Annotated in this window: 22 protein-coding genes; 10 read left to right on the top strand and 12 right to left on the bottom strand. The window is 72.8% G+C overall.

Features of this window, described 5'->3' with window-relative positions; translation table 11 throughout:
• Positions 1–313: 313 nt before the first annotated feature.
• Positions 314–1,117: a PaaX family transcriptional regulator C-terminal domain-containing protein gene (locus AB0F72_RS33515; protein ID WP_360439975.1), complete on the bottom strand. Its 804-nt coding sequence runs from the start codon at positions 1,115–1,117 to the stop codon at positions 314–316.
• Positions 1,118–1,212: 95 nt separating this feature from the next.
• On the opposite strand from AB0F72_RS33515, the gene AB0F72_RS33510 reads away from it, so the two are divergent.
• The 9 genes from AB0F72_RS33510 (at position 1,213) to lexA (ending at position 7,806) form a co-directional block, all read left to right on the top strand.
• Positions 1,213–2,370, top strand: coding sequence for an ABC transporter substrate-binding protein (locus tag AB0F72_RS33510; RefSeq protein ID WP_360439972.1), 1,158 nt, complete (start codon positions 1,213–1,215; stop codon positions 2,368–2,370).
• Complete coding sequence (locus AB0F72_RS33505; protein WP_360439969.1) at positions 2,367–3,146, top strand: ABC transporter ATP-binding protein; 780 nt, start codon at positions 2,367–2,369, stop codon at positions 3,144–3,146. The genes AB0F72_RS33510 and AB0F72_RS33505 overlap by 4 nt, the downstream gene beginning before the upstream one ends.
• Positions 3,139–3,819 carry an ABC transporter ATP-binding protein gene (locus tag AB0F72_RS33500; RefSeq protein WP_360439966.1) on the top strand — a complete coding sequence of 227 codons (681 nt, stop codon included), beginning with the start codon at positions 3,139–3,141 and terminating at the stop codon, positions 3,817–3,819. The genes AB0F72_RS33505 and AB0F72_RS33500 overlap by 8 nt, the downstream gene beginning before the upstream one ends.
• Positions 3,816–4,676 carry a branched-chain amino acid ABC transporter permease gene (locus tag AB0F72_RS33495; protein ID WP_360439963.1) on the top strand — a complete coding sequence of 287 codons (861 nt, stop codon included), beginning with the start codon at positions 3,816–3,818 and terminating at the stop codon, positions 4,674–4,676. The genes AB0F72_RS33500 and AB0F72_RS33495 overlap by 4 nt, the downstream gene beginning before the upstream one ends.
• Positions 4,673–5,632: a branched-chain amino acid ABC transporter permease gene (locus AB0F72_RS33490; RefSeq protein ID WP_360439960.1), complete on the top strand. Its 960-nt coding sequence runs from the start codon at positions 4,673–4,675 to the stop codon at positions 5,630–5,632. The genes AB0F72_RS33495 and AB0F72_RS33490 overlap by 4 nt, the downstream gene beginning before the upstream one ends.
• Before the next feature lie 90 nt (positions 5,633–5,722).
• The gene (locus tag AB0F72_RS33485) at positions 5,723–6,292 is read left to right on the top strand and encodes a helix-turn-helix domain-containing protein (protein ID WP_360439957.1); all 570 of its coding nucleotides are present in this window, start codon (positions 5,723–5,725) and stop codon (positions 6,290–6,292) included.
• A complete protein-coding gene (locus tag AB0F72_RS33480; protein WP_360439954.1) occupies positions 6,289–6,621 on the top strand; it encodes an MFS transporter in 333 nt (110 codons plus the stop codon). Before AB0F72_RS33485 ends, AB0F72_RS33480 begins: the two co-directional genes overlap by 4 nt.
• A 127-nt stretch (positions 6,622–6,748) precedes the next feature.
• The gene (locus AB0F72_RS33475) at positions 6,749–7,147 is read left to right on the top strand and encodes a hypothetical protein (RefSeq protein WP_360439951.1); all 399 of its coding nucleotides are present in this window, start codon (positions 6,749–6,751) and stop codon (positions 7,145–7,147) included.
• A gap of 35 nt (positions 7,148–7,182) precedes the next feature.
• Entirely contained in the window at positions 7,183–7,806 is a 624-nt protein-coding gene (lexA, locus tag AB0F72_RS33470; protein WP_360439948.1) for a transcriptional repressor LexA, read from the top strand.
• A 416-nt stretch (positions 7,807–8,222) separates the two neighbouring features.
• On the opposite strand, the gene AB0F72_RS33465 is transcribed toward lexA, so the two are convergent.
• Genes AB0F72_RS33465 through AB0F72_RS33420 form a run of 10 tightly spaced genes read right to left on the bottom strand, consistent with a single transcriptional unit; the run spans position 8,223 to position 19,120 of the window.
• A complete protein-coding gene (locus AB0F72_RS33465) occupies positions 8,223–9,470 on the bottom strand; it encodes an O-antigen ligase family protein (protein ID WP_360439945.1) in 1,248 nt (415 codons plus the stop codon).
• Positions 9,467–10,762, bottom strand: coding sequence for a hypothetical protein (locus AB0F72_RS33460; RefSeq protein ID WP_360439942.1), 1,296 nt, complete (start codon positions 10,760–10,762; stop codon positions 9,467–9,469). The genes AB0F72_RS33465 and AB0F72_RS33460 overlap by 4 nt, the downstream gene beginning before the upstream one ends.
• Complete coding sequence (locus AB0F72_RS33455; protein WP_360439939.1) at positions 10,759–12,063, bottom strand: GNAT family N-acetyltransferase; 1,305 nt, start codon at positions 12,061–12,063, stop codon at positions 10,759–10,761. The genes AB0F72_RS33460 and AB0F72_RS33455 overlap by 4 nt, the downstream gene beginning before the upstream one ends.
• Complete coding sequence (locus tag AB0F72_RS33450; protein ID WP_360439936.1) at positions 12,056–13,093, bottom strand: DegT/DnrJ/EryC1/StrS family aminotransferase; 1,038 nt, start codon at positions 13,091–13,093, stop codon at positions 12,056–12,058. The genes AB0F72_RS33455 and AB0F72_RS33450 overlap by 8 nt, the downstream gene beginning before the upstream one ends.
• Positions 13,090–14,085 carry a glycosyltransferase family 2 protein gene (locus AB0F72_RS33445; RefSeq protein ID WP_360439933.1) on the bottom strand — a complete coding sequence of 332 codons (996 nt, stop codon included), beginning with the start codon at positions 14,083–14,085 and terminating at the stop codon, positions 13,090–13,092. The genes AB0F72_RS33450 and AB0F72_RS33445 overlap by 4 nt, the downstream gene beginning before the upstream one ends.
• Positions 14,086–14,089: 4 nt before the next feature.
• The gene (locus AB0F72_RS33440; RefSeq protein WP_360439930.1) at positions 14,090–15,199 is read right to left on the bottom strand and encodes a DegT/DnrJ/EryC1/StrS family aminotransferase; all 1,110 of its coding nucleotides are present in this window, start codon (positions 15,197–15,199) and stop codon (positions 14,090–14,092) included.
• Positions 15,174–16,145: a transketolase C-terminal domain-containing protein gene (locus AB0F72_RS33435; RefSeq protein WP_360439927.1), complete on the bottom strand. Its 972-nt coding sequence runs from the start codon at positions 16,143–16,145 to the stop codon at positions 15,174–15,176. Before AB0F72_RS33435 ends, AB0F72_RS33440 begins: the two co-directional genes overlap by 26 nt.
• Complete coding sequence (locus AB0F72_RS33430; protein ID WP_360439924.1) at positions 16,142–16,951, bottom strand: transketolase; 810 nt, start codon at positions 16,949–16,951, stop codon at positions 16,142–16,144. Before AB0F72_RS33430 ends, AB0F72_RS33435 begins: the two co-directional genes overlap by 4 nt.
• A 1-nt stretch (position 16,952) precedes the next feature.
• Positions 16,953–17,726, bottom strand: coding sequence for a TylF/MycF/NovP-related O-methyltransferase (locus AB0F72_RS33425; protein WP_360439921.1), 774 nt, complete (start codon positions 17,724–17,726; stop codon positions 16,953–16,955).
• Entirely contained in the window at positions 17,723–19,120 is a 1,398-nt protein-coding gene (locus tag AB0F72_RS33420; protein ID WP_360439918.1) for a polysaccharide biosynthesis tyrosine autokinase, read from the bottom strand. Before AB0F72_RS33420 ends, AB0F72_RS33425 begins: the two co-directional genes overlap by 4 nt.
• Before the next feature lie 145 nt (positions 19,121–19,265).
• On the opposite strand from AB0F72_RS33420, the gene AB0F72_RS33415 reads away from it, so the two are divergent.
• Positions 19,266–21,074, top strand: a complete 1,809-nt coding sequence (locus tag AB0F72_RS33415; RefSeq protein ID WP_360439916.1) for a polysaccharide biosynthesis protein — start codon at positions 19,266–19,268, stop codon at positions 21,072–21,074.
• Here AB0F72_RS33415 and AB0F72_RS33410 read toward each other — a convergent pair.
• Entirely contained in the window at positions 21,025–25,848 is a 4,824-nt protein-coding gene (locus AB0F72_RS33410; protein WP_360439914.1) for a DUF4011 domain-containing protein, read from the bottom strand. The two genes, AB0F72_RS33415 and AB0F72_RS33410, sit on opposite strands and share 50 nt — an antisense overlap.
• Positions 25,849–25,884: the final 36 nt, after the last annotated feature.

Raw genomic sequence — 25,884 nt, 5'->3', positions numbered from 1 at the left:
TACCACTTCGCCACCCCTAAATGATCACAAACATGGATCAAAGTGGCTAGTCACCCGTAACCACCGTAGCCAAAAAGCAACAGGCTCCCTGGCGTGGATGAAAGCGCACGCTGACGTTGCGTGTGCCCTCACCGAGCCTGAACAGGTGCCGTCAACGGCCCGACCCGTCGGACCCGGCCGGCCAGCACGCTTGAACCGCTGGACCCGCGGACCGGCTCGAACCGTGGGACCCGCCCGCGAGCCCGCGCCCCGGATCCGGCGAGCCCGCGCCCTGGATCCGCAAGCCCACGCCCCCGGATTTCGGGGGCCCGAGTCAGCGGGCGGTGTCCGGGATCAGGTCCAGCAAACGGCCGGCGATCTCCCGGGACGGCTCGATCAGTGCCGACTCCAGACCCTGGAAGAGTTTCTGGGCCCGTGCCGCCGGCCAGTCCGGCGGCAGGTGCTCGACCGGGAGACGCGGGTCGCGGCGGATCGCGCCGAGCCACTCGGCGATCAGGCTGAGGCGGGCGGCCAGGGGGTCCGCGAACGGCGCCGGGCCGTCCCAGCGGGACAGGAACTCGGCGTAGCGGGCGGCGAGACCCGTGAGGTCGTACGCGTCCCGGACCATCCCGGCGATGTCGGTGAGCGAGTCGGCGCGCGCGTGGAACACGCGCGCGTGGGCGGAGAGGCCCAGGCCGGTCACGATGTCCTGCGCCGGCACCGTGCCGGGCGCGATCCACAGGCCGCCCTGCAGCGGTCCGAATCCCGCCCAGGCCAGCTGGGACCGCAGGTCGTGGCGTTGCCGCTGCCATGATTCGGGCAGTGAGAAGCAGAGCAGCGTCCAGTCGCCGTCCCACGCGTCGTTGACCGCGCCGGTACGCCAGATCCGCGTCCGCCCGTCGTGCAGGATCGCGGTGGACCGTTCGGTGAGTCCGAAGTACATCCGCCGGCCGTCGCGCTGGCGGCGCAGCAGCCCGCGGTTCACCATCCGGGCCAGCGTCGAGCGGGTCGCGTGCGACGAGATGCCGAGCCGGTCGAACACGTCGATCACGCTGCCCGAGAAGACGCAGACGTCCTGGTCGAGGACGAAGTCCCCGAGCAGCATGAACATCAATGTCTGGGGCCGAAGAGGCGGCATGGCGAAGATATTAGGCAAAATATTGACGGCCGTGTAGAGAGAGCCTAACTTCGATGTCTCGTAACCCCTCGGAAATGATGCTGAGGAGGTACATCGTGCGAAGAGCCCTCGTCCTCGTCCTTGCCGTCTCGCTGGCCGGCTGCGGCGCCTCCGGCGGCGACGGCGGCGACGATCCGATCCGGATCGGCCAGATCGTCTCGCTCACCGGCAACTACTCACCGCTCGGCACCGAGAACCAGAAGTCCGTCGCGCTCGCCGTCGACAAGATCAACGCGGCCGGCGGCCTGGGCGGCCGGTCGATCGAGCTGACCGTCCGTGACGACAAGAGCCTCCCTGACCAGTCCGTCCTGGCCTTCAACGAGCTCAAGGAGGACTCCGACGCGATCATCGGGTCGCCGTTCAGCAACTCCGCGCTCGCGACCATCCCGCTCGTCGACCGCGAGGAGATCCCCTACGTCTCGCTCACCCCGGCCGACGAGCAGATCAACCCCATTCATCCGTACGTCTTCGTCGTGCCGGCCACCTCAGCGACCTACGCCGAGGCGGCGCTGAAGTACTACCAGGCCAGCAAGATCACAAAGCTCGCCGTCGCGTACGACACGAAGAGCAGTTACGCGGTCGCCGGCGCCAAGGGTCTGCAGGCCAAGGCGCAGCAGTACGGCGTCACGCTCGGCCCGGTGGAGGAGTTCCAGACCACGGCGACCGAGTTCGGCGCGGTCTTCACCCACGTGCGGGCCTCGGACGCCCAGGCCCTGATGTTCTGGGGCACCGGCGCGCCCGGCGTCGCGTTCACCAAGCAGTACGCGGCACAGGGCCTGGACATCCCGCTGATGCTGACCGGCTCGCAGGCGAGCAAGTTGTTCCTCGACCCGGCCGGACCGGCCGCCGAGGGTGTGCAGATCGCCAGTTCCGTCGGCGTGGTCGGCTCGTACCTGCCGGCGGGTGAGCTGAAGACCGCGGTCGACGAGCTCACCACGTCCTTCCAGGCGGCACACGGATACCCGCCGCCGCAGTTCGCGCAGGACGGCTACAGCGGCGTGAAACTGCTCGCCGCCGCCATCGAGAAGGCCGGCGGCACCGACCGGGTCAAGGTCCGGGACGCCCTGGAATCGCTGACGCTGACCACCCCGAACGGCACCTACGCCTACTCCGCCACCGACCACAGCGGGCTGACCACGGACTTCATCTCGATCAACACGATCGAGGGCGGGAAGTTCGTGCCCACCGAGTTCTCCAGGGCCGCGTTCTCGTGAGACTCGCCGTCGAGGGTGTCTCCCGGGCGTTCGGCGGCGTCTACGCCGTCCGCGACGTCAGCCTGGCCGTCGAGCCGGGCGAGCTGCGGGCCGTGATCGGCCCGAACGGCGCCGGCAAGTCGACGCTGTTCGCCCTGATCGGCGGCCAGCTCGCCCCGAACGCCGGCACGGTCAGCCTCGGCGGCGTGCCGGTGCAGCGGCTCCCCGCGCACCGGCGGGCCCGGCTCGGCGTCGGCGTGGTCTTCCAGGCCGCCCGGATCTTCGCCGGGATGACCGCGTGCGAGAACGTGATGGTCGGCGCGCACGCCACCACCCGCGCCGGCTTCCTCGCCGGCGCGCTGCGGCTGCCCGCCCACCGCCGCGACGAGCGCCTGATCCGCTCCCGCGCGCTGGCCTGCCTGGACCGGACCGGCCTCGCCGACTGGGCGGACCGGCCCGCCGAGGAGCTGCCGCTCGGTCAGCAGCGCGCGTTGCAGCTGGCCCGGGCGCTCTGCGCGGAACCGAAGCTGCTGCTGCTCGACGAGCCCGCGTCCGGGTTGCGGGCCGGCGAACGGGAGCGGCTCGCGGCGCTGATCGGCGAGCTGCGCGCGGAAGGCCTCACGATGCTGCTCGTCGAGCACGACGTGGCGTTCGTGATGCGCCTCGCCGACCGGGTCACCGTCCTCGACCTGGGCCGGGTCATCGCCGAGGGGACGCCGGCCGAGGTCCGGGCCGACCCCGCGGTGATCGCGGCCTATCTGGGCACGACGGAGAAGACCGGCGCGGCCCATGAGTGACATCGTCGAGGTCGTCGGGCTGACCGTGCGGTACTCCGGGGCGACCGCGCTCGACGGCGTCGGCCTCACGGTCGGCGCGGGGGAGATGGTGGCGCTGATCGGCGCCAACGGCGCCGGCAAGTCCACCCTGGTCAAGGCGGTGTCCGGCCTGCTCCGGCCGGACGCCGGGACGGTCACCGTGCGGGGCCGGCTCGCTCAGGTCCCGGAGGGCCGGGAGATGTTCGGCGACCTCAGCGTCGACGACAACCTGCGGCTCGGCGGGTGGCGCAACGGGCGGCACGGCCGGGACACGAGCGCCGTCTACGAGCTGTTCCCGGAGCTCGGCGGGATCCGGCGGCGGCGGGCCGGGACGCTCTCCGGCGGGCAGCAGCAGATGGTCGCGATCGGGCGGGCGCTGATGGCGAAACCGGACGTGCTCGTGATCGACGAGCTGAGCCTCGGCCTGGCGCCGCTGGTCGTGACGATGCTCGTCGGCCATCTCCGGCAGCTGCACACGTCACGCGGGCTGGCCGTGCTGCTGATCGAGCAGAACGCGCGCCTCGCCCTGGAGCTGTGCGAACGGGCGTACGTGCTGGAGGCGGGCCGCGTCGCGCTGCACGGACGCTCGGCGGAACTCGCCCGGGATCCCCGGGTGACGGCCGCGTACCTCGGCGGGCACGTGGCGGCGTCATGAGCGACCTCGTCGGCTACCTGGTCACCGGGCTCGGCCTCGGCGCCGGGTTCGCGCTGGTCGCCAGCGGGCTCGTGGCGATCTATCGGGTGACCCGGGTGGTCAACTTCGCGCAGGGCGCGTTCGCGGTGCTCGCCGCGATGCTGACCAGCTCACTGCTCGGCGCCGGCCTGCCGCACGGGGTCGCCGAGCTCGGCGGGGTGCTCCTCGGCGCGGCCGCCGGGCTGATCGTCGGCGTCGTCGCGATCGGGCGGCCCGGCACCAGCCCCGGGACGTCGCTGATCGTCACTCTCGGGCTGGGCGTCCTCGCGTACGCGATCGAGGTGTTGATCTGGGGAGATCAGCCACGCTCCTACCCGGGCGTGCCCGGCGTGGCCGAGGTGGCAGGCGCCCGGCTGCAGGCCCACTACCTGCTGATCCTCGCCGTCACCGGTCCGGTCTTCGCCAGCCTGGCGTGGTTCTTCAGCCGCACCGACCTGGGCAAGGCGCTCTCCGCGTGCGCCTCCAACCGGTACGCCGCGCAGGTCGTCGGCATCTCCGTGCGCCGGATGGGCCTCCATGCGTTCGTCCTCGGCGGCGCGCTCGGCGGTCTCGCCGGGGTGCTCACCACCCCGGTCCAGCAGGTCACGTTCGACAGCGACGTGGCCCTGATCGTCAACGGTTTCGCCGCGGCCGTCCTCGGCGGACTGACCCGTCCCGTCGTCGCCCTCGCCGGCGGCCTGCTGCTCGGCGTCGCGCAGACACTCGTCGCGGGGTACGGCGGCGGCGCCTATCAGGTGGAGGTCGCGCTCGTGCTGATGCTCACCGTCATGATCATCCAGTCGGCCCGCAGCGGTCCCGTCCCCGCCACCGCGTCATGAGGCTGGCCGTCGCCGCCGGTGTGGCCCTCGCCCTCCCGCTGCTGTTGCCGGAACGGCACCTCGCGACGTTCGTGCTGCTCACCCTCGCTGCCGCGGTCACCGTCGGGGTTTCCCTGTTGATGGGGTACGCCGGACAGGTCTCGCTCGGACAGGCCTCCTTCTACGCGATCGGCGCCTACACCGCAGGCCTGCTGGCGGTGCGCGGCGTCCCGCCCGTGCCGGCCCTGCTCGCCGCACCGATGGTCGCTGCCGTGGCGGCGGTCCTCATCGGCTTCCCGCTGCTCCGGCTCCGCGGCCACCACCTGGCGTTCGCCACCCTGGCGGTGCAGCTCATCCTGCTGTCCCTGCTCGCGCAGGCCGACTGGGCGGGCGGCGCGATCGGCCTCCAGGGGATACCCCGGTTCTCGGTCGGCGATGTCGCGCTGCGGGACGACATCGGGTACGCGTACCTGGCGCTCCTGGTCCTGTCCATCGCCCTGCTCGTGTCGCGCAACGTGGTCTCCTCCCGCCCGGGCCGCGGCCTTCGCGCCGCCGCGACGAGCGAGATCGCGGCGGCGGCCAGCGGCGTCCCGGTCGGCGGCTACCGGCTGACCGTCTTCGCCCTGTCGGCCGCGTTCGCCGGTCTCGCCGGTGGGGTCTACGCGTTCTACCTGGGCTATCTGGCGCCCGGCTCGTTCCCGGTGCTGCTCTCCATCGAGTACGTGGTGATGGCCGTGGTCGGCGGCCTCGGAACGCTCGCCGGCCCGGTCGTCGGCGCGGTGCTGATCGTGGTGCTGGTCCAGGTCCTGAACACGCTGGGGACCATGCCGGGCATGCCCGATTACGCGCCGAGCGTGCTGTCGTACGCGGTGTACGCGCTGCTTCTGGTGGGGTGCGTGCTGTTCCTGCCGCGCGGGGTGGTGCCGGCCCTGCGAGCCGCGGCCACCCGCCGCACCGCGCGAGCCGCCGATCGGTGAAACGCTGCGGGCTGATCCTGCTCCCGGCCCGCTGAAAGGATTCTTTACAGTTCTATTGAGAAGAAGCCTTTGCATCCGTATCTTCTCATCATGGTCGATATCCCGCCGCGCCTGCTGTCCGACGTGGACACGCTGAAGGCGTTCGCCCACCCGCTCCGCCAGCGCATGCTCACCCGCCTCCAGCGACGCGGCCCGGCCACCTCGGCGGACCTGGCCGCGGAGTTCGGCGCGGACCGCGGCGCCACCAGTTACCACCTGCGGCAGCTGGCGCGATACGGGTTCGTCGAGGAGGACACCGAGCGGTCCGCCGGTCGCCGCAAGTACTGGAAGTTCGTCCCGCAGGACCTGCGCCTGCCCCGCGACCTCAGCGACCCGGACGTGACGGCCGTGGTCGAGCGGATCGGCCGCCAGTGGCTGGACCGCGCCGACCGGGACCTCACCGCGTACCTGACGAACCGCGCGGCGTACGGCGACTTCGCCGCGGCGGCCGAGCACTCGTTCGCCACCACCCACCTCACGGCCGACGAGCTGGCCCGGTTCGGCGCGGAGTACCTCGACTTCCTCAACCGCTGGCACCGGCGCCCCGCCGACCTGCCCGAGGGCAGCCGCCCGATCACCGTGCTGTTCCACGCGTTCCCGACGCCCGCGGAGCCGGCGTGAGCGTGTCGCTCTGGCGCAACCGGGACTTCACCCTGCTCTGGGGCGGGCAGGTGGTGTCCGGCCTCGGCGCGCAGATCAGCGCCACCGCCACCCCGCTGCTCGTGCTCACCACCACCGGCTCGCCCGCCGACGCCGGTCTCGTCGGCGCCGCCGGGACGCTGCCGCACCTGCTCGCGAACCTGCCGGCCGGGCCGCTCGTCGACCGCTGGGACCGCTGGCGCATCCTGCTGGCCAGCGAGATCGTGGCCGGTTTGACACTGCTCACGGTGCCGCTCTCTTCGGCGTGGACCGCGCGCTGCCGTTTCTGGTCGACGGGATCTCCTACCTGATCGCCGCGGTGAGCCTGCTCTTCCTCCGGCGCGACCTGCAGGAACGGAGCTCGGGATCTACAGCGCCGGAGGCCTGGCGGGCGCGCTCGCGGCCGCCCGGCTGCACCGCCTCCTGACGCCCCGAACCGTGATCATCGGCATCAACTGGGTGTGGGCCGCGCTGCTCCCGCTCTTCACGCTCGCACCCGGACCGGTCGGGCTCGGCGTGGTCGGCGCGCTGTGCGCCTTCGTCGGCCCGATGTGGAACGTGGTCATTTTCAGCTACGCCACGCTGCTCGTCCCGAACGACCTGCTGGGCCGGGTGATGAGCGCCGGCGCGACGCTGACCTGGGGAGTCATGCCCGTCGCGTCACTCGGCGCGGGTCTGATGCTCACCGTGCTGAGCCCGGTCGCGGCGACCTGGACGCTCGCCGCGGTGATGCTCGGCGCGGCGCTCGCGGCCACTCTCAGCCCGGTGATCCGGAGCGCGCCGCCGATCCCGGCCGTCCCGGCTGTCCCCCGAACGAGCACTTTCGGTCACGGTTAGTACATCTGATCTAATATTCGGGTAAGGTGCGGCACATGAGCATCGACAGTGGTGACGCGCCGAAGCGCCCCATCACCGCGAAGCAGGAGCGCATCCTCGCCGTGATCCACGAGTCGATCCGCGACCGGGGCTACCCGCCGACCGTCCGCGAGATCGGCGCCGCCGTCGGGCTCGTGTCGCCCTCCTCGGTCACCCACCACCTCAAGGTCCTCGAACGGCACGGCCTGCTCCGCCGGCAGCCCCACGGGTCCCGTGCCGTCGACGTGCGCGGCCCGTCCGCCGACCGGACGATCAGCGTGCCGGTGCTCGGCGACATCGCGGCCGGCACGCCGATCCTCGCCGAGCAGAACGTCGAGGACCACCTCACCGTCTCCGCCGGGATGGTGGGGCACGGCACGTTCTTCGCCCTCAACGTCAAGGGCGACTCGATGATCGACGCCGCCATCTGCGACGGGGACGTGGTGGTGGTGCGCCAGCAGCCGGTCGCTGAGAACGGCGACATCGTCGCGGCGATGATCGAGGGCGAGGCGACGGTGAAGGTGCTGCGGCGGCGGGCGAGCAGGGTGGAGTTGGTGCCTCGGAACCCGCTCTTCCCGATCATCCCGGGTGATGAGGCGACGGTGCTGGGCAAGGTCGTCTGCGTGATCCGCCGGTTGTAGGCGCTCTTCGAGATCTTGGACCCGTCGAGCAGCCCCGGACTGCCTGGATCTGTGACGTGTGGTGGCCCCCGGGCGGCGGTTGCCGCGACGAGGGCGCACCGAAGCGCGTGCCGGCCGCGACGAGGGCGCACCGAAAGCCGTGTTGGCCGCGACGAGGGCGCACCGAAGCGGTGCGTGTGTTTCCATCGCTGCTATCGCGTAGGCCAGGGTCCACGATGACGATGCGTGTGCCTTCATCGAGGCTGAACCGCTGACATCGCCGCCCGGCCCTGAGCGAAGCCAAGTTCAGAGGGCTGGACGGGGCGCGGGCGCACGGTGAGCCCGGGGTGGGGCTGTCGCTCACCGTGGGGATTGGGCTGCCACGGCTGGCGGGCGGCGCCGGGCCGGGCCGGGTGGGCGGCGCGCCGGGAGAGCTGTCACGTCGATACCCGGCTCCAGGGATGGCTGACGTCGGACGTGGTGCGGGCTCCCCGGGGGCGGGCCGGGCGGACCGCGGCCAGGACCAGCATGATCCACATGATGCGGGCGTCGAAGTAGTCGCCGGAGAACAGGGACGTCCCGCCGATGTAGATGCCGCAGTAGGCGGACGCGCGGGCCTCCAGGCTGCGCTCGGCCCGGGGCGTCCGGATGTACGCGTGCCACAGCCCGAACCACGCCAGCCCCAGCAGCGAGAGGCCGACGAAACCGCCCTCGGCGGCGACCGACAGCGGGAGGTTGTGGACGTACCGCTCGCCCTCGCCGAGGTTCGCGATGGCGTGGAAGCCGTTGATGCCGGTGCCGAGCAGGGGACGCTGCCAGAAGAGCCGCAGCGCCCAGGAGAACAGCACGTCGCGGTCGGAGGTGTAGCCCTGCCCGACGGTGGCCTCGACGAAGCGGGTCTGCACGAAGTCAGCGATCACTGGGCCGGCGGTCAGCGCCACCATGATCGACAGGACGACCAGGAACCCGAGGGGTTTCGCGATCCGGTTCCAGCGCAGGCTGGGCCGGATCGCCAGGACGGCCACCACGGCGGTGATGCCGAGCGCCGCCATGCCGCCGCGGGAGCCGGAGGCGAGGGCGCCGAACAGGAAGGCCGGGATCGGCGCCAGCCAGTACAGCTTCTGGCCGCTGCGGGCGTAGAGGTACAGCGACGTGACGCAGCCGAGGATCATGATCCGGACGAAGACGTTGGGGCCGCCGCCGAGCGCGGCCCACCGGCCGTTCGAGGCGTGGCCGCGCCCGGACGCGGCAGCCAGGAAGTAGACCCAGGCGGCGATGTGGAACAGGTGCAGGGTCAACCGGGCGACGTGGTCGCGGTCCCAGCGGGCCAGGAAGTAGTAGACCAGGATGAGGAACGCGGTGGCCGCCAGGTCGCCGATCATCGGGCCGGTGACAGCGTTGGACGGCGCCCAGGAAGCCGACACGATCTGGTACCCGAGCAGGCCGAAGACGGGGATGAGGCAGTACCCGCCGGCGGCCGCGGTCCGGCCGAGCCGGTGCGACTCCAGCAGCAGGCACATGATCAGGAGGAGGTAGAGCAGCACCCGCACGTCGTTGAGGATCGGGACGTCCAGGCCGAGGCGGGTCAGCACGAACCGGCCGGCCAGCGTGGCGATGAACGCGAGGACGACCACCCCGCCGGGGTGGGGACGCTCATCAGCGGAGGCGAGAGCCGGGGCAGTCATGGCCGCAGCGCCCGGACGACGAGGTGGTGCGCGCCGACGCCGAGGACGGTGGCGGCGACGCAGAGCGCGAGGAGCGCGGCGTGCGGCGCGGGGAGCGTCAGCTGCGCCACGTGGGTGACGGCCACCTGGAGGGCGAGGCAGCCGAGCAGCAGCCGGCTGATCACCGGGCGGTCGAGCAGCGCGTCCAGGGTGGGCCGGGCCGCGTAGAACATGGCGAGCGGGATCGCCGAGAGCACGCCGAGCCGCAGGACGCCGGTCGCGCCGGTGAACTCCGGCCCGAGGAACCCGGTGACCAGGGTGGGCGCGGCGGAGGCGACGAACGCGACGGCGACGGCGGCGAGCAGGGCCGCGTACAGCGGAAGCTGGAGCAGCATCGAGCGGGTGGCGTCTCCGCCGGGCTGACCGGAACCACTCGGGGCGGAACCTTCGCTGTGCTGGAAGAAGCGGCTGAGCCGGGGCAACAGGACCGGTGTCAGCGTGCCGAAGAGTGAACAGATCAGCGTCACCGCGGAGGAGGCGAAACCGACGAATCCCGCCTCCGGGCCGCCGGGCAGCGCGACAGCGACGGCGAAGGTGGGATAGGTGAAGAGCGCCGGCAGAGCCATGTCTCCGGGCAGGCGCCTCAGCCCGTACCCCATCAGGGTGCGCAAGGTGGGCTCGGACCGGGACCACGCGGGAGCCGGCGGAGCCGGCGACCGGTGCCGGACGGTGAACGTTCCCCAGGCGGCGACCAGCGTCATGCCCGCGCCCTGTGCCAGCAGGAAGTTCTCGACGGGGCCGGCCGCGGGGACGGCCAGGATCGGGACGAGCCCGAATCCGACAGCGGAGATGGTGTTCGCCCGGGCGACCTGATGGCTGCCGCGCAGCGCGGCGACGGCTGTCGAGCAGAGGCAGTTGCCGATCAGCATGACCATGATGGCGGCGACCGCGAGGGTGCCGCCCTGGAGACCGAGCACGCGGCTGAGCTGCGGGCCGAGCGCGATGCCGAGCAGCGTGAGCCCGGCCGTGACGGTGGCCTGGATGCCGAAGGCCTGACGGGCGAGCCGTTCCGTGCCGGTGGTGGTTCGCGGCAGGTAACGGTGCAGGCCCTGACCGAGACCGATCATCGCGAGCGGCTGGAACGAGCTGACCGCCCCGCGCGCGATCTGGTAGTAGGCGAAACCCGCCACGCCGCCGCGCCGCGCCACCACGTAGAAGAGGAACAGCCCGATGCCGAGCACGAACCACTGCGACAGCAGACTGGCGGCGTAGTCACGCCGCACCGCGCGGGGAACCGCCCGGAGCAGTCTCAACGCCGGATGCGCGCCAGGTCGAGCGGAACGTCGCGCTGCAGCAGTTCGGTGGTGCGGCGGTACCCGAGCAGGGCCAGCGCGGTGAGCGCGATGATCCGCAGGTCGGTGCGGAGACCGCGATTCTCCACGTACGCGAGACCGAGCGCGATCTTGCCGGGCCGGATCAGCTCGTCGTAGGCGCGGTCCACGTCCTCGTGCCCGGCCAGGATCGCGCCCTCGTCGTGGAAGACGATCGACGCCCAGTCGGTGACGCCGGGCCGCACGTCCAGCAGCCGCATCTCCTCGGCGGTGTAACGCTGCACGTCGGAGGCGACCTGCGGGCGCGGGCCGACCAGGCTCATGTCGCCGATCAGCACGTTGACCAGCTGCGGCAGCTCGTCGAGCTTCCATCGGCGCAGGAACTTCCCGGTACGGGTGAGCCGCGGATCGTCGTCGGCGGTGGACGGCCCGCCGAGCCGGGACGCGTCGACGACCATGCTGCGGAACTTCAGCATGGCGAACGGTTTGCCGTACCGGCCGATGCGGGTGCCCCGGTAGAGGACCGGGCCGCCGTCCTCCCGCTTGATCCGCCAGGCCACCGCGGCGGCGGCCGGGCTGGTGGCGGTGAGCACGACCGCGGCGACGGCGACGTCCATGGCCCGCTTGATCGCGTCGTAGCGTGGGGTCACCTTCGGAGCGTAACCATCTCCTACCAGCTTATGAACATAAATCCGGCTTTGGACTCCGCGATGGATCGCGGTGTGCCCGTGCAGCACGCTCCCGGATTTCTCGTAGAAGCCCTGCGCCCGCTCCTGCCGCTCGCCGGTCACCACCTTCACCGCCGGCACGCCGTGCTGCCGGAACCAGCCCATCAGATCCTCGAAGAGCAGCGCCGCCACGCCGCGGCCGCGCATCGCCGGCGTCACCACGAAGTTCAGGATCTCGGCCCGCGGCAGGCCCGGATCCGAGGATCCGGGATAGGCGAGCGTCTCCAGCATCCGCCGGGCGCGGGCCGGGTGCATCAGCCGCGGCACCAGCAGGGGCACGGCCGACGCCCACCGCCGCCGCGCGAACTCGGCGAACAACGCCGAGGTGTCGATCGCGCCGCAGATGTAGCCGAGCGGCCGGCCGGTGTCGACGCTCTCGGCGAGCAGCACCACGCCGAGGCGGCTGCCGGCCACGTGCCGGTAGAGCAGGCGCAGCACCGGCTCACCCAGCGAGGAGAGGAAGCCGTCCGGCACCTCGGCGGCGTGCAGGCGGGCCACCGCGGCGATCTGCCGCTCGGTGAACGGCCCGCTGACGACGCGAAAACGCTCAGGCATGGACCCTCGCCTCGATCCGGGCGAGCAGGGTCAGGGCCTTGTCCAGGTCGGCGGGACGGGTGCCGGCGCGTACCGGAAGGGTGACCACGTGGGCGGCGGCCCACTCGGCGTCCGGGCAGCTCCCCGGCCGGTACCCGGCGGCGGCCAGGTCGGCTCCGGTGAGCGGGTGGACCGGCGTGGTGAACCAGTCGCCGACCTCGAGCCCGGCCGCGGCCGCCTCCCGCAGCACCCGGTCCTTGTCACCGACCACCACCGGGATCCGGTGCGGCACGTAACCGAGGTCGTGGCCGGTGGCGAACCGGCGCCGGGCCGCCTCGGCGTGGCCGGCGACGATCCGGGAGGGCAGCCGCAGGCGGACGCTCCGGCTCATCCGCCAGCCGTACTCCGGGCTGGTCAGCGGGTCGGGGGAGTAGGAGCCGGTGACCACGCCGGCCCGGGACAGCCGCCGGTAGAGCGCGCGCAGCCGCCACAGCATGCCGGTGCCGGCCGCCACCCGGTACGCGAGGTACTCGGCGGCCATCATCGCCTCCCGGACCGGCGGAGGTGGGGTGTACCGGTGGTAACCGCGGCGCATCTCGGCGGCCAGCCCCGGATCGTGCACGACCGCCGTCCCGCCGACGCCGGCGACCACCGGCTTGCCCCACTCGAACGACCAGAACGAGGCGACCGAGTCCGCGCGGGCGACGGTGCCGGGCGTCATGTGGGCACTGTCCTCGATCACCGGGACGCCGCGTTCCCGGCCGATCGCGGTGATCGCCGCCATCGGGGCCGGGATGCCGAACGTGTGCTGCGCGACGATGGCCCGGGTGCGCGGGGTGAGCAGCGCCGGGAGCCGGTCCGGGTCGAGGCCGAAGGTGTGCCGGGAGATGTCCGCGTAGACCGGGCGCACCCCGAGGCGCAGCAGCGGCTCGACCACGGCGGCGCAGGTGTAGGCCTGGACGACCACCTCGTCGCCCGGTCCGGCGCCGAGGCCTTCGAGGATCGCGTGCAGGGCGACGCGGCCCCGGTAGTAGTGCAGGATTTCGCTCATGTCCGCTCCAGGACGCCTTTGAGGGAGCCGGCTCCGTAGATCACGTGAGTGGCCAGGAAGACCGGCGGCAGTGCCACGATCAGGCCGGGGTCCCGGTGCTGCCGGGCCAGGCGTGCGGCGAAGGTGAGCGCGGTGAGCCCGTAGGTGGCGAGCACCGCGCCGGTCGCACGCCGGGCCGTGCGGCTGCGCGGCGCCGCCGCGGCGCCGGCCGCGAGGGCGAGGACGAATCCCATCGGTACGACGTTGCGCCAGGACCCGATCCAGTGGCCCACCGTGCGACTGGCCCGGAACGGCCAGTAGCCGGCCTCGAACGTCCACGAGCAGAACTCGCGGAAGTCGCTGCGCGCGTAGTACGTACAGGTGATCTCCGGAAGCAGCAGGATGCTGCCGCCGGACGCGCGCAGCCGGTGGTTGAACTCCCGGTCCTGGGCGCGGGTGAGCTGCTCGTCGAAGAGGCCGATCCGGTCGAAGACGGTCTTGCGGTAGCAGCCGCCGAACACGGTGTCGACCCACTGCGGCCCGGAGGCGCCAACCCGGTACTTCGAGTTGCCGGCGCCGAACACGCTGGTGGTGGAGAGCGCGATGGCCCGGCCCAGCAGCGTGTCGTCGCGGGCCCGGGAGATCCGGACCCCGCCGACGTTGTCCGCCTGCGGGTGCTCGACCAGGCCCCGCACGCACCTCTCCAGGTAGTCCGGCGGGTATTCGGCGTGCACGTCGAGCCGGACGACGACGTCGCCCTTGGCCCGCCGGATGCCGCGGTTGAGGGCCGCGGGTTTGCTGTGCCCCGGGTTGTCGACCAGGATCAGCCGCGGGTCGCGCAGCGCGTACTGGCGGACGATCTCGCGGGTGCCGTCCTCGCTCATCCCGTCGACGAGCAGCACCTCCATCCGGTCCGCGGGGTAGGTGGTGGCGAACACCGAGTCGAGGAACGCGGCCACGAAGCGGGACTCGTTCCAGCACGGGATGACGACGCTGAGAAACGGTAGGCTCATCAGACTATTTCCCGAAAAATCGGTAAATGCTGTCCGCGACGTGGTCGATCTGCCAGTCCTCCAGCTCGACCTGCATCGGCAGCGACAGCACCTGACGGCAGAGCTCCTCGGTGCGCGGCAGTTTCCAGTGGTCCAGGCCCAGCCCGCGCTGGTGGTGCAGCGGGATCGGCCAGGAGATCAGCGTCTCGATGCCGTCGGCGCGCAGATGCTCGGCGAGACTGTCCCGCCGGTCCGTGGTGACCGGGTAGTTCTGGTAGACGTCGCGGCGCAGCGGGTCGGCGTCCGGCCCGACCGGGATGCGCAGGCCGTCGATGCCGCGCAGGCGTTCGTCGTACCGGCGGGCCAGCTCGCGCCGCCGCTCGATCCACCCCGGCAGCTTGCCCAGCCGGTAGTCCAGGATCGCGGCCTGCAGGTTGTCGAGCCGGCAGTTGTAGCCCCAGCCGTCGATCTCGGCCTTCTGCACCCGGCCGTGGTCGCGCAGCCGCAGCAGCCGGTTCGCCAGGTCCTGGTCGTCGGTGAGCACCGCGCCGGCGTCACCGAGCGCGCCGAGCATCTTCGCCGGATAGAACGAATACGTGCTGGCCAGTCCGAACGTGCCGGCGGTCCGGCCGTCGAACGTGGCGCCCAGGGCCTGCGCGGCGTCCTCCACGATCACCGCCCCGGCGGACGCGGCGGCCTTGCCGACCGCGTGCATGTCCACGGTACGGCCGTTGAGGTGCACCGGGATGACCACCCGGGTCCGCTCGGTGATCGCCGCGGCGAGCTGCGTCGTGTCCATCAGGTGGTCCGGCCCGATGTCGACGAAGACGGGCTTCGCGCCACGCAGCACGAACGGCGAGACCGTGGCGATGAACGTGTGCGCCACCGTGACCACCTCGTCGCCCGGCCCGATGTCCAGCGCGTGCGCGAGCAGCCGCAGCCCGTCGGTGCAGTTGCTGACCCCGACCGCGCGGGCCGAGTGGTTAAACGCGGCCAGATGCTCCTCGAAGTCGTGCAGCTGCTGGCGGAGCATGAGGTCGCCCCGCGCGATGGTGTCCTCGATGATCGGCAGCAGCTCGGCCCGCTGCCGCCGCCACTGCTCGGGGTAGTCAACGAATCTGACTCGCCAGTCCACGGTTCGCCTCCAGGTGGTTGCGGACGCGCCGGCTGATCGACTCGGCGTCCAGCTCGAACGCGGCGCGCAGGTACTGCTGGTCCCCGACGACCGAGGACGAGGTCGGTGGCAGGGCGATCCGGATCAGCGGCGTCCCTCCGGCCGACTCTGCGAGCACCTCGGCGGCCGCGCTGCCCAGGCCGCCGACGATCGAGTGCTCCTCGACGGTGACCAGCGCCTCGTACTCGCCGGCCGCCTGCCGGATCGTGGCGGCGTCGAACGGGTCGAGCCACGGGAACGAGCGCACGTCCGCCCGGATCCCCCTGGCCCGCAGCAGCTGCGCGGCGTCGCAGGTCGCGTCGAGGATCGCCCCGGTGGAGCAGAGCAGCACCTCGCCCTTCTGATCGGAGCCTTCTTGATCAAAAAGGGCGACCGGGATCGAGGTGCCGCGCGGCGCCGACACCCCGCCCGGGTGCAGGGTGCGCTCGCCGGTCTTGCCGAGCCGCAGGTACGCCGGCCCGCCCCCGGTCAGCAGGTCGGACAGGACGGCGTCCACCTCGGCCGGGTCGCCGGGCGCCGCGACCGCCATCCCGGGCAGCGCCCGCATGATCGCCAGGTCCTCGGTGGCGTGGTGCGACATGCCGAGCGCCCCGTACGCGAGCCCGCCGCCCACCGCCACCACCGTCACGTCCGCGTGGTGGTAGCAGATGTCGTTGCGGATCTGCTCCAGGCAGCGCAGGGTCGGGAAGTTCGCGATCGAGTAGGTGAACACCCGGCCGCCGGCCAGGGCGATCCCGGCCGCCAGCCCGGCCATGTTCTGCTCGGCCACCCCGGCGTTGACGAACTGTCCCGGCCGGGCCGCGGCGAACTCGTCCACCGCGCCGAACCCCAGGTCCGCAGTGATCAGCACCAGGTCCGGGTCGACGAGCGCGGCGGTCAGCAGGCCGCTGAAGAACCGGTTCCTCATCCGGCGCCCACCTCCGCCAGCGCCCGTTCCAGCTCCTCGGCCGACGGCGGCCGGTAGTGCCAGAGCACCTGGTTCTCCATGAACGAGACGCCCTTGCCCTTGACGGTGTGCGCCAGCACGCAGCGTGGCCGGGCCCGCTCGGTGGTCCGCGGCACCCGCAGCGCCGGGAGCAGCTCGGCGTGGTGGTGCCCGTCGGCCTCGACCACGTCCCAGCCGAACGAGCGCCACTTGTCGGCGAACGGCTCCAGCCGCAGCGTCTCCTCGGTCGTGCCGAGCGACTGCATCCGGTTGTAGTCGACGATCGCGACCAGGGTCGCCAGCTCGTGGTGCCCGGCGAACATCGCCGCCTCCCAGACGCTGCCCTCGTCGCACTCGCCGTCGCCGAGCAGCACGTAGGTGCGCCACTCGCGGTCGGTCTGCCGGGCCCGCCAGGCCAGCCCGGCGCCGACCGGCAGGCCGTGGCCGAGCGAGCCGGTGGAGAACTCGACGCCCGGGATGCCGACGTGGCTGACGTGCCCGGACAGGAACGAGCCGTTCTGGTAGTGCCGGTGCAGCACCGCCGCGTCGAAGAACCCGCACTCGGCGAGGACCGCGTAGAGCGCGGCGCCGGCGTGCCCCTTGCTCATGATCACGCGATCCCGGTCCGGCCACTCCGGGTGCTCGGGGTCGACCCGCAGCACGGCGGCGTAGAGCACGGCCAGCAGGTCGGCGCAGGAGAGCGCGGAGCCGACGTGCGAGCTGCGGCCGGTGCTCGTCATCCGGAGCACGTGGGCGCGGACGGCGCGGGCCAGCGAGAGGGAGTCCACGTCACATCACCGCGTACCCGATGTACGGATCGAACTCGAACCGCCGCAGCTCCAGGCGGTGCAGCCCGACCTCGTCCAGGACCGCCGACGTCTCGCCCGGCCAGAGCGGGTTGTCCAGCTCGTCGAAGGCGAGCACCGCGCCGCGCGGCAGCCGGGGCAGGAACTCCCTGAGCGCCACCCGGGTCGGCTCGTACAGGTCGAGGTCGAGGAAGAGCAGGCTGATCACCAGGTGCGGATTCTCCGCCACGAACGCCGGGATCGTCTCGGTGACGTCGCCGCGGATCAGCCGGGCCTTCGGCAGGTGACCCAGGAAACGGTCGGTGTCGTAGACCTCCAGCAGCCGGTTCAGCTCGTCATAGCTGTCCGCGGCGAGGTCGCCGGCCCGGACCTCGGTGGTCTCCGGCCGGTCCGCCTCCGATACCGACGGGAAGCCGCCGAACGAGTCGAACCCGTAGATCCGCCGGGTCAGGTTGGTCGGCTCCAGAGCCGCGCTGAGCTGGGCGAAGGTCATGAAGCTGGCACCCCGGAAGACACCGCACTCGACGATCGAGCCCTTCACCGGCAGCGCCAGCTTGAACAGCTCGTACAGAGCGGCGAAGCGGGTCACCTGGGCGCGCCGGGCGTACCGGGCCAGGTTCGCCAGCCGGGTGGGCAGGTCGTCCGGGCTGCCGGCGAAGATCTCCGCGATCCGGCCCGGCACCTGCCGCTCGGCGGCGGTGCTCAGGCCGCCCGGCGCCGCAACGGGCCGGTCAGCGGTGGGCCGGTCGGTGCTCATGCCGCCATCTCCAGAAGGCGAGGAGCCCGGCGGCGGCCACCCCGGCGGGCCGTCGGCTTCGCGGTGTACTGCTCGAAGCGCGGGAACGCGTCCGGGCCCTTGAGCGGCACCATGTTCAGCACGCAGCCGAGCAGTGTCGCGTTCACCCCGCGCAGCGCCCGGACCGCGCCGGTGATCTCCGCGCCGGTGGTGCCGGCGTAGCGAACCACCAGCAGCGTGCCGTCGGCGCGGGCGGCGATGACCTCGCCGTCGGTGACCGGCAGCAGCGGCGGGCAGTCGAAGATCACCACGTCGAAGCGGCGGCGTACCTCGTCGACCACCTCGGTCATCCGCGGCGAGCTGAGCAGCTCGCTCGGGTTCGGCGGGCTCTGCCCGCCGGCGAGCAGCCAGAGGCCGGCGCCCCACGGCTGGATCACCTGCTCCACGGTGGCGCTGCCGCTGAGCACCGTGCTCAGGCCGGTCGTGGTCTCCCGGCCGAGGAAGCGGGCCAGCCGGGGCCGGCGCAGCTCGGCGTCGACCACCAGGACGCGCTGGCCGGTCTCGGCGAAGAGCAGGGCCAGGCTGCACGCGGTCGCCGACCGGCCCTCGCCGGGGACCGCGCTGGTGACGGCGAGCGTCTTGAGCGACTGCTCGGCGGCGGCCGACTGCAGCAGGGTACGGACCTGGCGCAGCGCCTCGGTACGGGGCGAGTCGCTCGCCGACACGAACGGCCCGGCCCGGGCCGGAACCCGGCCGTCGAGCGGGATCCGGGCTAGCACCGGCACGCTGGTGAGCGCCTGCAGGGCGTCCGCGCTGCGCACCGTGCTGTCCGCGATCTCCCGGAGCACCGCCGACCCGGCCCCCATGATCAGGCCGCCCATCAGCGCGAGGGCGTAGTTGTTCAGCGGTTGCGGCTCGACCGGATCCGGTTCCAGATGCGGCCCGTCGACCACCTCGACCCGGATCGCCGAGGAGGTCTGCTGCCGTTCCAGGTTCTCCACGGCGTCCTTGAAGAGCACGGCCAGTTTCTCCGTGACGAACAGGGCACGTCGCCGCGACGGGTCTTCCACCGTGACCTCCATCAGGACCGTGTCGGCGATCGTCTCGGAGCTGATCCGCTCGGCCAGTTCGGCGGCGGTCAGGTTCACCTCCGGCAGGGCGGCGAGCGGCGCCGCGATCTCGTCGCTGCCGAGCAGGGCGGCGTACGTGGCGAGGCGGCTGGTGCTGAACATGCTGGCGGGGTAGAGCTCGGCGGCCGCGGCCATCGGGGCGGTGAAGAAGAAGGTGACGCGGGCCGCGTACACCGGGGTGGTGCGGAGGTTCACGACGAGGGCGGCGCCGAGCGCGACGAGGACCCAGGTCGCCACCAGCCACCAGTGTCTTTTGGCGACACCGAGGTAGTCGCGCAGGCCCATGGCAGACCTCCCCGTCCCGCTGGCTGTCTGTGACGATAGGTCCAGGCTTCCTCCGGAAGAGGTGGTATCAACAAAGTCCGCTTTTCACCCTAAATATGGTGATAAAGTCTCGGGGACCGGTCGTTTGCCGCGCGGGAGGACGACCATGCCGGTACGTGCCTGGAACCTCCAAGCGGCCGCCGCCGACGCGGCCGCCTGGATCGCCGGCCTGTTCGCCGCGATCCTCACCCGGTACGGCACCGACCTGGACCGGCGGCGGCTCACCGGCTTCCTGCTCGCCGCCGCGCTCGCCGTCGTCCTGCAGCTCGCCATCGGGCACACCCGGCACCTGTACCGCGGCCGGTACCCGTACGCGAGCTTCGAGGAGGTCCGCGCCGCCGCGATCACCACCGGCAGCACCGCCGCCGTGCTGCTCGTGCTCGACGTGCTGATCTCCCGCCGGCCCGTGCCGCCGCTCGCCCCGCTCGCCGGCGGGGCGGTCGCCCTCGTACTCATGCTCGCCGTTCGTTACGCGCAGCGGGCCCGGCGGCAGCGCCGTCGCCGGCCCGACCAGCGCACCGCCGCGCCCGTGCTGCTCTTCGGCGCCGGTGAGGCCGGGACGCTGCTGGTGCGCTCCATGCTGCACGACCCGAACAGCCGGTACCTGCCGGTCGGGCTGATCGACGACGACCCGCGCAAACGCCGCCTGCACATCTCCGGGGTGCCGGTGCTCGGCGCCCGGGACGACATTCCGGCCGTCCTCGACCGTACCGGAGCGGGGTTGCTGGTCTTCGCTGTCGCCAACGCCGAGGCCGAGCTGGTCCGCGCGGTCCGGGACCGGACCGTCGCGGCCGGCGCCACCTTCAAGGTGGTGCCGTCGATGAGCGAGCTGATGGACCACCCGGTCGCCGTCGACGACATCCGCGACGTGCAGGTCACCGACCTGCTGGGCCGGCACCAGATCGAGACCGACCTGGACGCCATCGCCGGGTACCTGACCGGCAAGCGGGTGCTGGTGACCGGCGCCGGCGGCTCGATCGGCTCCGAGCTGTGCCGGCAGATCCACCGCTTCGAGCCGGCCGAGCTGATGATGCTGGACCGGGACGAGAGCGCGTTGCAGGCCGTGCAGCTGTCGCTGGACCCGCTCGGGCGCCTCGACGACCCGGCGGTGATCCTGGCCGACCTGCGCGACGCCGAGCGGATCCGGACGATCTTCCGGACCCGCCGGCCGCAGGTGGTGTTCCACGCCGCCGCGCTCAAGCACCTCGCGCTGCTGCAGCGTCATCCCGGCGAGGCGCTCAAGACCAATGTGCTCGGCACGCTCAACGTGCTGGACGCGGCGGCGGAGGTGGAACGGTTCGTCAACATCTCCACCGACAAGGCCGCCGACCCGACGAGCGTCCTCGGCTACACCAAGCGGATCACCGAGCGGCTGACCGCGTGGACCGCGAGCCGGCGGCCCGGGATGTTCCTCAGCGTCCGCTTCGGCAACGTGCTCGGCAGCCGGGGCTCGGTCTTCACCACGTTCAGCGCGCAGATCGCCGACGGCGGGCCGGTGACCGTCACCCACCCCGACGTGACCCGGTACTTCATGACCACCCAGGAGGCGGTGCACCTGGTCATCCAGGCCGCCGCGATCGGCCGGGACGGTGAGGCCCTGGTGCTGGAGATGGGCGACCCGGTCCGGATCGCCGAGGTGGCCCGGCAGATGGTCCAGCTCGCCCGCAGCCCGGTGGAGATCCGTTACACCGGGCTGCGGCCGGGGGAGAAGCTGGCGGAGACGCTCTTCGGCGCGGGGGAGCACGACGACCGCCCGTTCCACCCGCTGATCTCGCACGTCGCGGTGCCGCCGCTGGACGCCGCGCAGCTGTTCCGGATCGACCCGGCGGCCGGTCCGGAACAGCTGATCGCCCAGCTCGACGAGCTCACGAGCCGGCCGGCGACGGCACCGCGACCAGGTTCCGCCGTTCGGTGAGCTTGGCCCGCGGGCTGCCGGCGGCCACCTCCAGAGCCGCGCGCAGCCGGGCCTCCTCGCCGGCCCGGTCCCGGTACCAGGCGATCGACCAGATCCGGTGCAGGTTCCAGCCGAGGCCGAGCAGCACCTGCTCACTGAGCCGGTCCCGGTCCCGGGCGGCGGTGCATCCGCCGTAGGCGCCCCCGTCGCACCGGATCCCGAGCAGGTACCCGAACTCCGGCCGGTCCGGCCGCCGCACGCCGAGGTCGACCCGCCCACCGGCCCAGCCCAGGTTCGCCTGCACCGGATAACCCCAGGACCGCAGGGTGTCCATGACCGACTCCTGGAACGGGCCGTCCGCGCCGTCGGCCGGCGCCGCCGGGACCGCGACGTCCAGCGCTGCCGGTCCCCGCTCGGCGTACTCCAGGTACGAGGCGAGCAGCCGGACGCCCTCGTTGTCGGTCTCCGGCACGTCCCGCGCCAGGATCGACGTGACGATCTCCACCCGGTACCGGGCCCGGGTGATCGCCACGTTGAGCCGCCGCCAGCCGTTCGGCCGGTTCAGCGCCCCGAAGTTCGCGCTGATCTTGCCGGCTTCGTCGTAGCCGTACCCGATCGAGAAGATCATCACGTCCCGCTCGTCGCCCTGCACCGCCTCCAGGCTCTTCACGAAGAAGCCGTGCAGGCGGTCGTCGTCGAGGATGCGTTCCAGTTCCGGCCGTCCCGCCGCGACCACCTCGACGGCCCGCTCGATCGCCTCGGCCTGCGCCACCGAGAACGTCACCACGCCGAGCGACAGGCCGGGCCGGGTGGTGAAGTGGTGCACGATGCGTTCGGCCACCCGGTCCGCCTCGACCGGGTTGTCCCGGGTGCTGCTGCGCCGGTAGACCCCGCCGGCCGGCAGCAGCGTGACGCCGGTGTCCGGCCCGCCGGTGTTCGCGCTCGGGAAGACGCTGAGCCGGCCCTGGTAGAACGCGTGGTTGGAGAACGCGATGAGCGCCTCGTGCCGGCTGCGGTAGTGCCAGTTCAGGCCCAGGCTGGCGAACGCGCCGCAGCCCTTCGCCAGCTCCAGCACCGATTCGAAGTCGAGGACCGCGAGCTCCTGCTCGGGTTCCTCGGCCCCACCCAGCGTCCGGTCGAAGAAGCTGGTCGGCGGCAGCTGCCGGTCGTCGCCCGCGGTGATCAGCGCGGCGCCCCGGTAGATGCAGTTGATCGCGTCGGCCGGGGTGACCTGGGACGCCTCGTCGAAGATCACCACGTCGAAGCGGATGTCCGCGGGCAGCGACTGGCTGACCGTGAGCGGCGACATCAGGAAGCACGGCCGCAGACCGAGCACCAGCTCCCGCGCCTGGCCGATCAGCTCGCGGACCGGCAGGTGGCGGCTGGCCTTCACGGCCTCGCGGCGGAGCAGGCCGGCGGCCGGGCTGTCGCCGTCCGGCCGGCGCGCGGCGACGGATTCGGCGATGTCGCCGACGGCCGCCGCGGCGAGCCTGCTGTCCAGCGCGCGGAACTCGGCGACCAGGCGGTCCCGGTCGCCCGACCGCCAGGGGCGCAGCCGATGGTCGGCCTGGATCACCGCGTCCGCCCAGGCTCGGAAGAGCGCTCGCTCCACGGCCGGCCGCACCTGCTCGGCGTCGAGCCGGCGGTCCGCGCAGAACTCCACCACCGGGTCCAGCCCGTGGCCGCTGAGCACGGCACGGGCGTCCAGGGCGGCGAACCACTCCTCCTGGCCGTCCGCGTCGCCGCGGATCCGCCGCAGGAACGCCGCCGCCCGGTCCGGGTCGCCGAGCTCGGCCGCGAGCTCCGCGCGGCGCGCCGGGCCGAACGCGTCGAGCACCGACTGCCGGGCCCGGGTCCACTGCTCGGCCAGCCGGTCCAGCCCGGTCACCGGCCGCAGGTCGTGCAGCGCTTTCGCCTGCGCGGCGGTGAGTGGCTGGTCGGCGCCGGTGAGCAGGGCACGGGTGGCGGCCGTCCACCGCACCGCGGCGGCGAGCGCGGCCTCGTCGGTCTCCCCACCCCGGTACGCGTCACCGAACGCCGCCACGTAGCTCCCGGCGTTCCCGGCGATCGACGCCTCCGCCTCGGCGACCTCCTGCCGGAGCCGGCTCAGCCGCCGCACCTCCGCGTAGTCCAGGGTCCGCCCGGTCGCCACGTCGTAGGTGTGCACCGTCGCCGCGATCGCCGCGAGGGCCGTGGCGTTCGCCCGCAGCCACTCGATCGCCGCGTCGATCGGCCCCTGGGAGAGGTCCGGCAGGCCGGCCTGTTTCGCGAGCACCGCGTCCCGGGCCGCGGTCGCGAGGCGGATCAGCTCGGGGTCCGGGTCCGGGGCGCAGACGTACGCGGCCACCGCCGGAACCGACGCCGGCGGCGCGGCCCGCAACGCCGTCTCCACGACGCCCAGCGCCTCGTCGATCGCCGGGAAGTCGGTGCCCGGCCCCTGCCAGTACCGGCCCAGGGCGGCGCCGTAGGCGGACTCCGCGGCCGTCAGGTCCTGCCGGGCCCGCTGCCAGGCCACCGCCGTCTCGAGCCGGGGCAGCGCGTCGCGCACCGCGGCCGTGGGCATCACGAACGCCGCGATGATCCGCCGGTCCCGCCGGTACGCCCCGAGCAGCTTGCGCCACCCCCGGTGCACCCGGGCGAACCGGTCGGCGAGCTCCTCGACCGGCTGGGTCAGGATCGCCTCGGCGAAGAACGGCCGGGCCCGCATCTCCGCGGCGAGCAGGTTCTCCAGGGCCCGGCGCAGCGCCGGCGCACCGGCCGCGACGGTGCCGGCCACGCCCGGGGAGAACCAGAACGGCTCGGGCCGGTGCGGGCGCCCGCCGAGTTCGGCGATCGTCGCCACCCGGCCGATGTCGGCGACCTTCACCGCGTTCGGCAGGCCCAGCTTCGCGGTGATCCGGTCCACGACGGCCCGGTGGCGTTCCAGGGTGTCGGCGGCCTCGGTGCAGAGCTTGGCGTGCCGGTCGGCCTCGGCGGCGGTGAGCGGTTCCAGGTCGACCGCCGGCGGGGTGAGCCCGCTGAGGTCCGGCACCTCGGGCAGCCCGGCCGCCTCGGGCAGCGCCGACCAGGAGGCGCCGGCCCGCCGGGTGGCCGCCTCCCGTGCCGCCCGGACCGTGGTGAGGTCCCGGCCCAGCGCCTCGGCGGCCTGCCGGAGGTCGTCCAGGGCGGGCGCGGTCAGCCACTCGTCGCGGACGTGCGGCGGACGCGCGGCGGCGTGCGCGGCGAGCCGGGCGAGCGTCCCGGCGTCCTCGGTGCCGCTCAGCCCGAACGCCTCCACCGGCACCCGGTCGGCGTGCACCGCGCGGGTCAGGCCGGCCAGCGCGCTCTCCGCCGCGGAGAGGGCCGGGTCGAGGGGATCCCGGGTGACCACGTCGCGCCAGGGCAGATCGTCGCGGTCGACAACGGTGCGCCAGGCGGTGGCGAGCCGGTTGGTGGCCTGCATGACCCGGCGTACCGACTCCGGGGTCACCGCGTCCGGCTGGATCACCGGGACCGGCGCGGCCGGGGCGTCCTGGAGGCGGGCGCAGACCCCGAGCACGTTGTGCAGGCTGCGGCCGAGCGGCGCCCGGGTCTCGTTCATCGCCGTCGCGTACGCGCTGAGCTGCTCCCGCCGTTCCCGGGTGCCCCGCCGGTCGGCCGCGTCCAGGCCGTCCACCGGCGCGGGCCCGTCGTCCAGGGCGGCCGCGAGGGCGGTCGCCACCTCCTTGCGCCCGGCCTTGTGCCCGTGCAGCTCCAGGACGTACCGGTCCAGCCCGGCCTCGACGAGCCGATGGTGCACCACGTCGAGCGCGGCGGCCTTCTCGGAGACGAACAGCACCCGCTTACCGGCGTGCAGCAGGCACCCGATCATGTTGGCGATGGTCTGCGACTTGCCGGTGCCGGGCGGCCCGTCCATCACGAAGCTGTGCCCGGCGACGGCGGCCGCGATGCAGGCCCGCTGCGACGCGTCGGCGTCCAGCACCAGCGGCACGTGCTCCGGCGGGGCGACCCGGTCGACGACCGCGGGCGGGACCGGGGCGAACCGGAACGTGCCGGTCTGCCGCCCGCTCGTGGTGGCCAGCGCCTGCACCACCGGGTGCGACAGGATCCGGTCCTCGTTGACCAGCAGGTCCCGGTAGATCGCCTCCTTGTGGAAGGTCAGGCAGGAGAGCAGCACGGTCCGCTCCACGTGCCAGCCGCGGCGGCGCGCGACGGCGCTCTGCAGCCCGTCCCAGACCCGGGACACGTCCGGTTCGGCGTGCCCGTCCACGGCCGGCGCCTCCATGCCGAGGCGGCGCAGCCGGATCGCGAGCGCCGGGTTGACCACTGTCTCGTCGTCGCGCAGCCGCAGCCGGGGCGGGTCGCCCGGACCGGCGGTGACCAGCTCCACCGGCATCAGCAGGATCGGGCTGGCGAACGGGTTCTCCTCCTCGTCCCGCCAGCGCAGCAGGCCGAGCACCAGGTGCAGCACTGACACGCCCCGGTCCAGGTACTCCTGCCGGGACTTCTTCAGCATCCGGCGCAGCGCCGCGTCGAGCGCCAGGTCCGGCATCTCGGTGCGCAGCAGGTCGTCCGTGGCGGCGTGCTGCTGCGGGTCGGCGCCGGTGCCGGCCAGCGGGCACTCGGCGCCGGCGTGCAGCGATCGGACCAGGGCCGCGGGCTCCGGTCCGACGATCTCGACGAGGTCGGGGTGGTCGGTCGGGAAGTTGATCAGCCGGTTGGTGTCACCGAGGTCGACGAGGCTGTCCCGCCACGCGTGCAGCGCCGCCCGAACCTCGGTCCGAGCCTGTGCGGATTCGGACGGGTCATCTCTCATGCACCGATTGCAACGTAAGTGAACCCTTTTTCGCTG

Origin of the sequence: Actinoplanes sp. NPDC023936 (assembly GCF_040639325.1) — a bacterium.
Lineage (GTDB): Bacteria > Actinomycetota > Actinomycetes > Mycobacteriales > Micromonosporaceae > Actinoplanes.
The sequence above is the reverse complement of the archived record's forward strand: the minus strand, read 5'-3'. Positions and strand labels throughout refer to the sequence as shown.